The organism is Mesorhizobium sp. M1396 (assembly GCF_040317725.1).
Classification (GTDB): Bacteria; Pseudomonadota; Alphaproteobacteria; order Rhizobiales; family Rhizobiaceae; genus Mesorhizobium.
In genome coordinates, this window is record NZ_JAMYLA010000096.1 from 1 (window position 1) to 11,658 (window position 11,658).

At 59.6% G+C, this 11,658-nt stretch carries 13 protein-coding genes and 2 pseudogenes; 8 read left to right on the plus strand and 7 right to left on the minus strand.

Going from position 1 to position 11,658, the window contains the following annotated elements; translation table 11 throughout:
* Window positions 1-383: 383 nt before the first annotated feature.
* On the minus strand, window positions 384-791 hold the full coding sequence (locus NKH02_RS33065) for an aminotransferase class V-fold PLP-dependent enzyme (protein ID WP_352883966.1): 408 nt from the start codon (window positions 789-791) through the stop codon (window positions 384-386).
* A gap of 90 nt (window positions 792-881) precedes the next feature.
* Between NKH02_RS33065 and NKH02_RS33070 the strand changes: the two genes are divergently transcribed.
* A complete protein-coding gene (locus tag NKH02_RS33070; protein WP_352883969.1) occupies window positions 882-1,289 on the plus strand; it encodes a hypothetical protein in 408 nt (135 codons plus the stop codon).
* Window positions 1,290-1,599: 310 nt separating this feature from the next.
* On the opposite strand, the pseudogene NKH02_RS34645 reads toward NKH02_RS33070, so the two are convergent.
* Window positions 1,600-1,768, minus strand: a pseudogene (locus NKH02_RS34645) (sunset domain-containing protein); the annotation flags it as partial.
* Window positions 1,769-2,038: 270 nt separating this feature from the next.
* Here NKH02_RS34645 and NKH02_RS33075 point away from each other — a divergent pair.
* Window positions 2,039-2,224, plus strand: coding sequence for a hypothetical protein (locus NKH02_RS33075; protein ID WP_111549063.1), 186 nt, complete (start codon window positions 2,039-2,041; stop codon window positions 2,222-2,224).
* 343 nt (window positions 2,225-2,567) lie between these two features.
* On the opposite strand, the gene NKH02_RS33080 is transcribed toward NKH02_RS33075, so the two are convergent.
* Window positions 2,568-2,759, minus strand: a complete 192-nt coding sequence (locus NKH02_RS33080; protein ID WP_352883971.1) for a hypothetical protein — start codon at window positions 2,757-2,759, stop codon at window positions 2,568-2,570.
* Between the two features lie 157 nt (window positions 2,760-2,916).
* Between NKH02_RS33080 and NKH02_RS33085 the strand changes: the two genes are divergently transcribed.
* The 5 genes from NKH02_RS33085 (at window position 2,917) to NKH02_RS33105 (ending at window position 5,802) form a co-directional block, all read left to right on the plus strand.
* Entirely contained in the window at window positions 2,917-3,819 is a 903-nt protein-coding gene (locus NKH02_RS33085) for a VOC family protein (protein ID WP_352883973.1), read from the plus strand.
* A 31-nt stretch (window positions 3,820-3,850) separates the two neighbouring features.
* Window positions 3,851-4,453 carry a sulfotransferase family protein gene (locus tag NKH02_RS33090; protein WP_352883975.1) on the plus strand — a complete coding sequence of 201 codons (603 nt, stop codon included), beginning with the start codon at window positions 3,851-3,853 and terminating at the stop codon, window positions 4,451-4,453.
* A 248-nt stretch (window positions 4,454-4,701) separates the two neighbouring features.
* Window positions 4,702-5,217, plus strand: coding sequence for a GNAT family N-acetyltransferase (locus NKH02_RS33095; protein WP_352883978.1), 516 nt, complete (start codon window positions 4,702-4,704; stop codon window positions 5,215-5,217).
* A 201-nt stretch (window positions 5,218-5,418) separates the two neighbouring features.
* A complete protein-coding gene (locus tag NKH02_RS33100) occupies window positions 5,419-5,625 on the plus strand; it encodes a VOC family protein (RefSeq protein WP_352883979.1) in 207 nt (68 codons plus the stop codon).
* The gene (locus NKH02_RS33105; RefSeq protein WP_352883981.1) at window positions 5,626-5,802 is read left to right on the plus strand and encodes a VOC family protein; all 177 of its coding nucleotides are present in this window, start codon (window positions 5,626-5,628) and stop codon (window positions 5,800-5,802) included. It abuts the gene before it with no gap.
* Window positions 5,803-6,067: 265 nt separating this feature from the next.
* Here the strand turns inward: NKH02_RS33105 and NKH02_RS33110 are convergent, their stop codons facing one another.
* On the minus strand, window positions 6,068-7,282 hold the full coding sequence (locus tag NKH02_RS33110) for an NAD-dependent formate dehydrogenase (protein WP_352883984.1): 1,215 nt from the start codon (window positions 7,280-7,282) through the stop codon (window positions 6,068-6,070).
* A 455-nt stretch (window positions 7,283-7,737) separates the two neighbouring features.
* Between NKH02_RS33110 and NKH02_RS33115 the strand changes: the two genes are divergently transcribed.
* Window positions 7,738-8,469 (plus strand): cysteine hydrolase family protein, encoded by a 732-nt coding sequence (locus tag NKH02_RS33115; protein ID WP_352883985.1) that lies wholly within the window; start codon window positions 7,738-7,740, stop codon window positions 8,467-8,469.
* A 27-nt stretch (window positions 8,470-8,496) separates the two neighbouring features.
* Here NKH02_RS33115 and tnpC read toward each other — a convergent pair whose 3' ends face one another.
* The 3 genes and pseudogenes from tnpC to tnpA all read right to left on the minus strand — a co-directional run bounded on the left by tnpC (window position 8,497) and on the right by tnpA (window position 10,885).
* Complete coding sequence (tnpC, locus tag NKH02_RS33120) at window positions 8,497-10,029, minus strand: IS66 family transposase (RefSeq protein WP_352883986.1); 1,533 nt, start codon at window positions 10,027-10,029, stop codon at window positions 8,497-8,499.
* Window positions 10,030-10,098: 69 nt separating this feature from the next.
* A pseudogene (gene tnpB, locus NKH02_RS33125) lies at window positions 10,099-10,454 on the minus strand (IS66 family insertion sequence element accessory protein TnpB).
* A complete protein-coding gene (tnpA, locus tag NKH02_RS33130) occupies window positions 10,451-10,885 on the minus strand; it encodes an IS66-like element accessory protein TnpA (RefSeq protein ID WP_352883987.1) in 435 nt (144 codons plus the stop codon). Before tnpA ends, tnpB begins: the two are co-directional and overlap by 4 nt.
* Window positions 10,886-11,658: the final 773 nt, after the last annotated feature.

Consider the following 11,658-nt stretch of genomic DNA (forward strand, 5'->3'; position numbering starts at 1 on the left):
AGTGTCATGGGCGAAGATCCTTTTGCTGAGGAATCTTCAATCCAAACACATCATCCCGTTCTCACCCTGACTGTCGTGTACCGTGGGGGGCCCAGTTAGGCCCGGAGGATGTGCCCGGCACGTTGATTTCATTGACTTTTTCGTGGACCCAAATCAGAAATCTTTCCGTATGGTTCCGTATAGTTCCGCGACGGCCAAACAGTCGAATTCAGCGACCCATATGCCCCTTCGCGGACTGCTTCCGCGTGAAAAGAACGAGGTGGATCCGCTGGGATAAAAACATGCAAGTATTTGATTTGTCCAGTGAAACTTGCGCCCCAGCGTTGATGAAACTGAGAACTACGCTTTCGCCGGAGTGCTATGATTCCGGCCTGGATGTCACTTCAGCGGTGGGCATCGTTGGCTCCTTTGGAAAACTGTGCGGATGGACGCTGATCAACCCAATTTACAGAACACGCGCGACAGCCCGCAGGGCAATTCCTTTTCCTTCTGACAACTAACATGCCGTTGCCCACCGGCGCGCCGAGCCATTTATGCAAGCTCGTCACGAAGATGTCGCAGTCGAGCTTTCGGAAGCTGAGCGGCATCTGGGCGAAGGTCTGCGCTCCGTCGACCACGGGGATGATGTCATGTTCGCGTGCCATGGCGCACAGATCCTCGACCGGCAGAAGCCGGCCGTTCCAATGGTACATATTGCCGACATCGCGCCCAATCTTCCACATCGTCATCAGCTCGTCCTGCGCGAATGGCCGGAGAACTAGGCGAATAAATGCCACGGTGAATGCGGCCAACCACTCATACCCGCTGATACTGCTGCCCGCGCGCGTGAGGGAACTCTCAACGTGTATGCACCGTTAAGACGATTGCCAGGGAGAATCGCCATGAATAGCGCGGACCCGACCCACCGAATTCAGCCTGAAGTGCGCGCCGCAATTGGCGCCTTCCTCAACGAGGTCCAAAGAGACCCGAAATCATTTGCTCTCTCGGAAGCCCTAGCAACAATAAGACAGATCTTTCCTGAACTGGAAATCTCCGACGCCGATCTTGCCGACGCCATCGCAAGCGAAGCTCTATCGGCTTGCGTCGGCATTGAGTTCGACGTGCTTAAGACGCGTAAGGCGCTCGAACGGAGGGCGATCGAGCGATGGGAGAATGAAGGCGGTGCTGGCGGAAGGAAGAAGAACACAGATCGGGCTCAAAGCGACGCGACGCATCGAGCTAAAACCACTGACACCAATGGCACGAGGCGACGGGCAAACGAATCTAAGGAGCGGCATCGGTTGATCTAGCCAAGTCACTTCCTTAAGCCGCCTCTTTCTTCCGCCGGCGTTCGTTGCGCTTGGTAGCCAAGGGCGGTCGCCGATCAAGAACTCCATCAACGCAATAGCGCCCCGTGTCTGACTCGAACTACCTCACTCTTTAAGACGTCATCGCTCACTACCGCGGACAGCTGAGCGAAGAGACGCTTCGCAACTGGCGTTGCATGTGGATCTTCAACTCAGCGTCGTAACACTGGGCGAGCGCGCCACATGGCGTCTTCGTACTGGGCTCATAGGCTCAATAAAAAGGCCGGACTGTTAAGCCCGGCCAATTATGCCACTACAGTCTCGATTTCCGCCAGCCAGCTTTGCGGGCGGCCGCTTCAGAGCAAAACCACCGCTCCCCCTTCCAAAGGCTTGTACGTGTCTGCCAGTAGTATTCCTGTCCGGGGAACATGGTAGATGCGCTCGCCTGTGTTGTAGCTGATATTGCCCTTGATGTTGCAGCCTACGTGAGGTGGGCCGATTTCAAGGGTCAGCAAGCCGGCCAAGAATGCGCCGCCCGTAAAGATGGACACCCGAAGGGTTGCCAGAACGACGACGGCGTTTGCTGGCGGTACCCCTCTTTCCCCCCACGGCAGAATGCGACCTCTTGCCGTTTGGAGTCCAGATCCGGCCCTGTGGAGCCCTGTGGAGCGCCAATGCTTGAATGTGGCACCGTGCTTTCATCCCCTACCGCCCTGAATTCCTGTATGCTTGGCGCAAAGGAACGACCAAAAATGGCCTTCACTGTCATCTGGTACGGAAGACAGGGCATCGTCGACAAGGAGACGTTCGACGCCGAGAAGACTGCGAAAGACCATGCAATCTCGATGTTCCAGACCCGAAAAGGTGACGATGGAATCGTCGCCGTTGAAGTTCGTAACGACAACGGCGCTGTGGTCTTTAGCCATGCGGAGAGCTAGCGATGGCCATCCGGTCTCGCGCAGTCGCTACCCAACCGTAGGGCGGCTTCACCGGCCCTGTAGAGCCCTATAAGATCCAAGGGGCGGCCCCTGGGGACTTCCTTCACCGTTTGCAGAAGCACCTGATTCAGAGCCACCAGTGCACGGTGGCGATCTGAACTGACGAAATTCTCGGCTACTCTGTTAGCTTGATTTGCCTGCCGGCTGAATGTCGAATTTGACCCAAGCAGACATCGGCACTCATGCCACGACCACCCTACGCGGTAGCGACGCACCACCTCCACGATGCGGCATTGGGGCGGAGAGCCAGCGGTCGGCCTCAATATGTGCTTAGGCTCGGCGATCACGACTCACCGATGTCGACGACGGTCGCTAGGTCGCAGATCATCTGAGAGTGGAACATCACGGGCCAGCCGTCCTGCGGATCAATTCCGAAGGAATGCGTCATAACGGGCTCGAAGGCGCCGAGCGCATCCTGCTCCGCGTTGAGCTTGTCCCAGTCCTCGTAGCGGTGCTCTGCGCTTGCCTTGTCCATCTGCTCCCCCATCCGCCGACTATCGCAAAATGACACTAAGGGCGGCAACGGCCCGGCTACCACAGTCGAATACGCGCCCGGGAGCGGTCGACCCGAACTAAGCGCAAGACAGGCATATCTTTCGCAGCTAATGTTCCAGCGCTGCAGGGGACGGCCGATGAAGAGCCAAGAAATTCTGCCCCACACCACCCGTCTCGGCTCGGTTCATCTACGCGTCGTCGACATTCCAGCCGCCTTGCCGATCTGGCGTGACATAGTCGGCCTCTCGACCCTGACCAGGGACGGCGGGATCGCCGAACTCGGCGTCGACGGCAAGACCCTCATTGTGCTGCACGCCGGAGCAACAACCGTCCTGCCGTCAAACTCTCGCGATCTCTTTCATGTCGCCATTCATGTCACGACACGCAAGGAATTGGCCCGGGTCGCCGCCCGGCTGCGTGCCTCCGGCCTGAGGCACAGCGCCCAGGATCATCTGATCTCGGAATCCCTTTACGTTTCCGACCCTTCAGGCAACGGAATCGAGATCTGCTTCGACACACCCGGGCGCTTCGCTTCCAGGGAAGAGATAGCTGGCGGCGGTGTTTCGCTTGTCGCCAGGGACGGCACAAGGCATTCCGGGCTCGAACTTCTGGATATCGATCGATTGCTGGAGGAGCTCGACACGGCGGACCGTGTCAAGGTTCCGCTGGCGGCGGATAGCTTCATCGGTCACATTCATATGCGCGCGCGGTCGCCCGAAACGCTGATGGCGTTCTACCTCGGCGTGCTTGGCTTCAGGCCACATATCCAGTCTGCAACGTTTGGCCTGTTCGACTGCGGCACCGAGGAACGCCCGCACACGGTAGCATTCAACATCTGGACTCGCGACGAGTTGAAGGAGCCACCACCCGGCGCGGCAGGTCTGGAGCATTTTACACTCGTGCTTCCCGGCCAGGAAGACCTCGCGGCCATCGCGCGACGTCTCGGCGATGCGCACATGCCCTCGCTGCAAACGGACGGAGCGCTGGACTTCTCCGATCCCGAGGGAAACCGCCTGCGGATGGTGCTCGCAAGCGACTGATCTGACGGGTGTAGGTCTGAACGGGGGGACAATGGCGATAAGGGTAATTGGAACGGGCTTTGGCCGGACAGGAACGGACTCGATGCGCGAGGCGCTGACGATCCTTGGCTTCGGCCCCTGTCACCACATGTCCGAAGTCATGGCCAATGAAGACCAGAAGCGGCTTTGGCGTGCGCTGGCGAAGGGCGCGGCACCAGACTGGAACCAGCTGTTTGAGGGATACGCGTCATGCGTCGACTGGCCCTCGGCACACTATTGGCGTGACCTGATTGAGTTCTATCCGGACGCCCGGGTCATCCTGACATACCGCTCGCCGGAAAGCTGGTGGAAAAGCTTCGAGAAAACGATCCTGGCAGGCATCAGCCACAGCACGGATCAGGAGTCGCTGGGTCTTGCCTTGATCTCCAGGCAGGTCTTCGGCGGCCGGCCGTACGATCGCGCCAATGCCATCGCCGTCTACGAAGCCAATGTAAGGGCGGTCATTGCGACGGTGCCGCCGGGTCGGCTGCTCGTCCACAATCTGGGAGATCGATGGAAGCCGCTCTGCCTGCATCTTGGCGTGCCAGTACCGGACCAGTCCTATCCCAATCGCAACAACACCAAAGACTTTCAGTCGGCTCTTGCACAGAACTAGTCTGACCATCTGCATTGGATGGAAGCAGACCTTCGGATCAAAGGACCGGTGACCGTGATGCGCCCACGAGGAGACGTTCGCTGCTGTCCGGTTGAGCAAGCATCGTAAATTGCACCGTTACTATAGGGCAGCCCGGCGGCGCGGAGGGCCTCGCCGAGCGAGACCGCGAGCGCCGGCGGGCAATTCACGCCTGAAAATTGCCTCGCTCTCGGCCCGACCGTGTCGATGAATTTGCGACCTCAATCTGAGTGACCTATGCTCAAGCAATGCAACATCTCAGTTCGTTGACCGCTAGGCCCCCGCATGGATATTCCGACAAAGAACTCGATGCCTTTGTCGAGTTGGTTGTTTCGGAGGGCGACGTTTCCCACTATGGGCTGCTTGAACGCATCAAGGGTGCGCGGGGCCTAGTCATGCTCTATGACGGTAAGAAGCTGGTCGGAACTGCGGCGATTAAAAATCCAGAGCCGGACTATCGAACCGCCGCCTTTGCCAAGTCGAAATCAAATGCGGACGCCGCCGCCTACCCAGTCGAACTAGGGTATGTGGTCGTCGCAGAAAGCCATCGCCGTCATAAATTGGGCTGGCGTCTCGTCGACGCCGCGCTCTCATTCGCAAGCGGATCAGCCGTGTTCGCTACAACACACAGCAATAATGCCGCCATGCGGCGAATCTTGCCGGCTCGCGGTTTCACGGCCAATGGGTCTCCCTACCCGTCCACCGAACATCCCGGTCAGGAAATTCATCTGTTCCTTCGTGGGTAAGCGCCCTGAGGACCGAACCTGGCCCTATAGCCCGAGCACGCGGTCTTGTTCGACTTGCGGCAGAAAGCTTAGTATCCCTCGAGGAACGACTGCAGCACCAACCGCGCCGATCCGCCGGTAACGTGCAGAGCCTACGAGGCGCAGCATGGCTAACCCCTCGCCTCTCATGCAACTGTCGTGGCTGACTGATAGGGTGAGCAAATGGTCAAATTTCAACCCGATGACTGGCGCAGCGTCACACCGAGAATCGTCACCGACGACGTCAGGGGCTTGGTCGAATTTCTCAAAACCGTATTCGACGCGACCGGCGAGTACCGGACTGGGGCGCCGGCAGAGATGAAGATTGGCGACCCTATCGTGATGGTCAGCGGCGATGGCGAACGCGAAGCAATGCCGGCTTTCCTCTAGGTGTATATAGAAGACACTGACGAAACGTACCGGCGTGCAATCGGTGCGGGCGGAGAGTCGATTGAGGAACCTAAGGACACGCCTTATGGCGACCGACGAGCGATGATGCAGGATGAGTGGGGGAATAGATGCCAGATCGCGACACATCGGGAAGACTTGTCAGTCAACGAAATTTGAGAATGGATGCGCGGAGGCTGACTTGTTCCGGTTGGGGATGAGTCCTGTCCAACCGCTCCGCCCTAGCGTGTTAACGCTAATCAGAGGCACGGACACATCAATCTTCTTTAGCGGACTTTGTAGAACCGGCCAGCATCATCGTCCAATTTTTCTTGAGTTCGGCCTTGGTCTTTTCGTCAACCTTGGCAGCAGGACCCATGTTGATCTGCCCCCCCACGTCACCCTTGTCTTCTTCCCGTCCGAGTCGAGCGTAGCGGAAATCGATCTAGCTCGGATCACTCCTGACCTTGAAGCGTGCTGCCTCTTCCGAACCGCGGGTGGCGTCGCCGGCGCTGTAGGAATGCGCGCCAGCGCCGGCGAGCTTGCCGCCATCGACGATCAGATATTCCTCACGGATCGGCCGGCCTTCGAACCAGCATTCGAGAATTTCGCGGGTGCCCGCGGCGTAGCGCGCCTGGGCGGAGAGCGACGATCCTGAAATGTGCGGCGTCATGCCGTGATGCGGCATCGATCGCCACGGATGATCCTTGGGAGCCGGCTGCGGGAACCAGACGTCGCCGGCATAGCCAGCGAGTTGGCCACTCTCCAGCGCGCGGGCGATAGCGTCACGATTGCAGATCTTGCCGCGCGCCGTGTTTACCAGATAGGCGCCGCGTTTCATCCTGGCGATCATCGTCTCGTCAAAGAGGTTTTCCGTCTCCGGATGCAGAGGCGCATTGATCGTCACCACGTCGCAGACGCCGACCATGGATGCGGGGTCCTTGTGGAAGGTGACGCCAAGCTCTTTCTCGACCGCCTCAGGCAGGCGGTGGCGATCGGTGTAGTGCAACTTGACGTCGAACGGCTTCAGCCGGCGCAACACCGCGCTGCCGATCCGGCCGGCACCGACGGTTCCGATCTGCATTCCCTCGATATCGTAGGAGCGTGCGACGCAGTCGGCGATATTCCAGCCGCCTTTCACGACCCACTGGTAGGACGGGATGTAGTTGCGCACGAGCCCCAGGATCATCATGACCACATGCTCGGACACGCTGATCGAATTGCAGTAGGTCACCTCGGCGACCGTGATGCCGCGGTCCATGGCGGCCTGAAGATCGACATGATCGGATCCGATGCCGGCGGTGATCGCAAGCTTCAGTCTGCTTGCCTTGGCTATTCGTTCTTCAGTCAGATATGCCGGCCAGAACGGCTGCGAGATCACGATTTCGGCGTCAGCGAGCTCGCGTTCAAAAATGCTGTCGGGACCGTCTTTGTCCGAGGTCACTACCAGGCTGTGGCCCGTGCTTTCGAGAAATTTCCTCAGGCTGAGTTCGCCCGACACGCTACCGAGCAAGACCCCTGGTTCAAAGTCGATGGCCTTCGGCGTGGGAAGTGTCTGGCCGCCGGGATAGCTGTCGAGCTTTGGCAGGCCGTCCCGCGCATATTTTGTCGGATAACCGTCGACCGGATCGTCATAGAGGACGCAAACGACCTTTGCCATTGTGTATCTCCCTTCGTCTGACAACGAAGAGGAAAACGCTCTGTTGTTAGCGCTGCCGGCCAACGACGGTCAGCATCGCGATGCTCTGTTGAATTGCTGGTGGGGAGCAGACTCATCTGCCGGCGCTTCCTCATTCGGAAAGTTGTGCGCTATTGCGTATTACATGGAAGACCCGGGCATGGTTTCAAGTGCTGCGGGCGGCAGTGGTGCAGCGTTCAATTTCCCTTGTTTCAGACCGCGCGCACGGCCTGCTGACAACAAATGCTTGATGCGGACACTTCAGAATTGCCGAGGTCGGGCACCGTGCATCACTGACAGGCTCCTACTTCGTAACCGCTGTTCCTGGGCCGCCCCAGCAGGGATGTAGCTCCCCCCTTTGTTGACGCGATGTAGGTGGCGGATCATGATAACCAAGGGCGCAAAGAGCGACACCTCATGCTGGTGGGAGGATAAAAATGCAGCCACTTGTCATCGACGCGAAGCCTCAACCTATTTCAATTGATCCCGCTAACGCTGCAGTTCTCGTCGTGGACATGCAGAATGACTTCGGCTCCAAAGGTGGAATGTTCGACAGAGCCGGAATCGATATCTCCGGCATTCAACGGGCTGTCGACCCTACTGCCAGCGTAATAGCTGCCGCTCGCAATTTGAGAGTGCCCATCGTCTATCTGAAGATGGGGTATTATTCCGACCTCTCGGACCTTGGGACGTCGGACGCCCCCAACCGTATCCGACATCTCCAGATCTTTGGGGTCGGTGAGAGCATGACAGCCCCGGATGGTAGCGAGAGCCGGATTCTGATCCGCGACACCTGGGGAACAGATATCGTTAACGACCTCAAGCCAGAGGCAGGGGATGTCGTCCTCTACAAAACGCGGTTCAGCGGTTTCTACGAGACCGAACTCGATTCTGTTCTGAAGACCGCAGCCATCAAACACCTCATCGTGACAGGATGCACGACCAGCGTGTGTGTGGAGTCGACAATTCGGGATGCCTTCTTCAGGGACTATCACTGTATACTGCTGACGGATTGCACTAGCGAGCCCATCGCCTGGGACGCCTCAAGGAGCAATCATGATGCCTCGATCATGCTCGTGCAGATACTCTTTGGATGGACATCGACGTCCGACCATTTCCTGAAGGCGATCGAGGAGCGAGTTCAGGGGCGTCTTGAACTAGCCGAATGAGTTGGCGAGGCCGCGTATCACCCGAACTCAGATCACGGCCTTGAGATTGGGTGCCGTGACGTAGGCCCATGGCAGGAGATCGTTGATTCGGCTGTTGGGATAGCCGTTGACGATCCTAGTGAGGACGTCGGCGAGATAGCCGAGTGGCTCGACGCCATTGAGTTTGCAGGTTTCGATCAGCGAGGCGATGACTGCCCAGTGTTCGGCACCGCCGTCGGAGCCGGCGAAGAGCGCGTTTTTGCGGTTGAGTGCGATGGGTCGAATGGACCGCTCGACGGTGTTGCTGTCGATCTCGATGCGGCCGTCGTCAAGGAAGCGCGAGAGGCCTTCCCAGCGCGAGAGCGTGTAGCGGATCGCCTCGGCGAGCTTTGTCTTCTGGCTGATCAGACCGAGTTTCTCGCGAAGCCAGGGCTCGAGATCGACGACGATGGCGCGGCTTTTGTCTTGACGCATCGCACGACGCTCGTTGGCCGATCGGCCACGGATGTCATCCTCGATCTTGTAGAGTTCGCCAATCCGTCTGAGCGCCTCGCTGGCGATCGGCGCGGGACCGGCTGCCGCCAGTTCATAGAAGCGTCGGCGCACGTGTGCCCAGCAGAAGGCGAGCGTCACGCCGCTTTTGTCGGCCAGCACACGATAGCCGCCATAGCCGTCGACCTGAAGGATTCCGGTGAAGCCCGCGAGATGAGCGATCGGACGCTCGGCCTTTCGGTCCGGCGCATAGACATAGGCGACGCCCGGCGGGTCGCTCCCCTCCCATGGTCGGTCATCGCGGGCATAGGCCCAGAGTTGACCTGTCTTAGTCTTGCCGCGGCGGGGATCGAGCACTGGCGCGGTCGTCTCGTCGGCGAAGAGTTTTGGCGAGGACTTCAGCTTGCCAAGCAGCCGCTCGTGGACCGGACGCAGGTGCCAGGCGGCGCGGCCGACCCAATCGGCGAGCGTGGAGCGATCGAGATTGATTCCCTGACGGGCGTAGATCTGCGCCTGGCGATAGAGCGGCAGATGATCGGCATATTTGGACACCAGCACCTGCGCGACGGTGGTCTCAGTCGGCAGGCCGCCTTCGATCAGCCGCGCGGGCGCCGGAGCCTGCACGACAACGTCCTCGCAGGCGCGGCAGGCATATTTTGGCCGGCGCACCACGATCACGCGCAGCTGCGCCGGAACGATGTCCAGCTGCTCGCTCACGTCCTCGCCGATCCGGTGCAGGCCATTGCGACAGCACGGGCAGGCATGGTCCTCGATGTCGACGACCATCTCCGTGCGCGGCAGGTGGGGTGGCAACGCACCGCGGTTCGCCCGGCGCTTGGCGATACGCGCCTGACGTTCGCCAGGATCGGGCTGTTCCTTCTCTTCCTCGCCGGCGGCCTCGATCTGCTCGGCCTCTTCGAGCCCCAGCAGCAACTGATCCTCGGGAAGCGTCTCCGCACGACGGCCGAAGCGATGACGCTGCAATTCCTTGATGATCTGGATCAGGCGGGCATTCTCGACGTCGCGCGCCAGGACCATCGCCTTCAGCGCGTCCGGATCGTCGGGAAGCTGGTCAGCCGTCATCGCCATGACCGGATCAGACCATATTCGTCAACGCCGGGCGACAGTGGAATCCAGGCTGATTCACTTGGTCGCGGATCAGCCTGCCTGCGCCGGAACGCGGGTCCGGCGCGCCTCATGGACGCGCCGCCAGTCGAGCCCTTCGAGTAGCGCCGAGAGCTGCGCGCCGTCAGCCGCATCATGCCATCATGCACTTTCGGCCAGCGGAATTCCCCATCCTCCAAACGCTTGGCATAGAGGCAGACGCCGGTGCCGTCCCAGAAGATCAGCTTGATCCGGTCGGTTCGCTTCGCCCGGAAGACGTAGACGGCCCCACTGAACGGATCGGCCCCCATCGTCTCTCGCACCAGCGCGGACAATCCTTCTGCCCCTTTCCGGAAGTCCACCGGCTTCGTCGCCACCATCACCTTGACCGCGCCGGTCGGGCCAATCATGTCGTCGCCTTCAAGGCACGGATCACGGTGGCCACCGTCTTCGCATCAGCGCCTCGGCCGACACGCATCGCCACTCCGTCGATCTCAAGCTCGATCACGCCGGCGTCTCGGGTGGCTTGCCGTTTCGGCTGCTTCGGTGGACGCCTGGCTGCAGGTTCCGGCACCACCACAACCGCCGGCACGAAGGTCGGGGATTCCTGCTGCGCCGAAGCAGCCCGTTTGCGCGCTTCGCGACGCCAGGCGAAGACCTGTTGCGGCCTGAGACCATACCGGCGGGCGACCTCGGAAATGATCGCGTTCGGTTCCAGCGTCTCCGCGATGATCCGCGACTTGTCATCCACCGACCAATGACGCCGACCGCCAGCACCGTTGATCACTTCGAAACGTCGAGGCTGTCGCTCCGGGTTAAGCGTAAGGTCAAGTCCAGACACAAGCCGATCTCCGATCCCAATGCAGAACCGGCAACCTCACAGATTGCGACCACTCCCGAAAGGTGGCCCGGAAACATCGCTTACCAAACAACCTGTTAGTCAGCGCTTATAAAGCAGAGGAATCTCGGATCGTTTGCCGCTCGGACGGTATTGCCGAGCCAGTTCGCAACGCTCACCAGCCAGCGCTACAAGGCTAGCCTTTCCACAATGCGGGCCGTTTGTTGCCTTTTTACAGAAGATACGAAAACGCCGCTCGACCGGAAGGGAGCGGCGTTTACCAAGTGTGGTGTCCTACCCTAGACGAAACCCCGATTTGGTCGGGGCCGTCGGACTTGAACCGACATTTCCAGCTTGTTCGCTATCAGTCTATACGTGGTGTTTTCCTGTCGTCCTTGCAAGCGCCATCGGCGCAGCTTTGCAGGGTGTGCAAGGATAGTCGGAGTCCATCCGAATTCCGCAATTGAACGACCGCTGCTTTCCGGCTTCCGTGACGCGCACACTCGCTGGTTCTGCCGTCAGCAATGTCATCAATCGACCGGTCGCGTTCGACGCGCTCGGAACGCCGATGATGCAACGATATCCTGACTCGCCGTAACGGCAGACGCTGGCCCTGTCGCCTAACTGCTCCGTCACTGTTTTCAGTGGAGCGGAAGCCCGCGCCGAAAAATACTAGAAGCCCCGCTCCTGCGGTAATGCAGTTCACTTAAGTTGGGCTGGATGAGGATCTGGTAAGACCTATCGAGCAGGATGGAGATTCGTTTCCATCCTGTTCG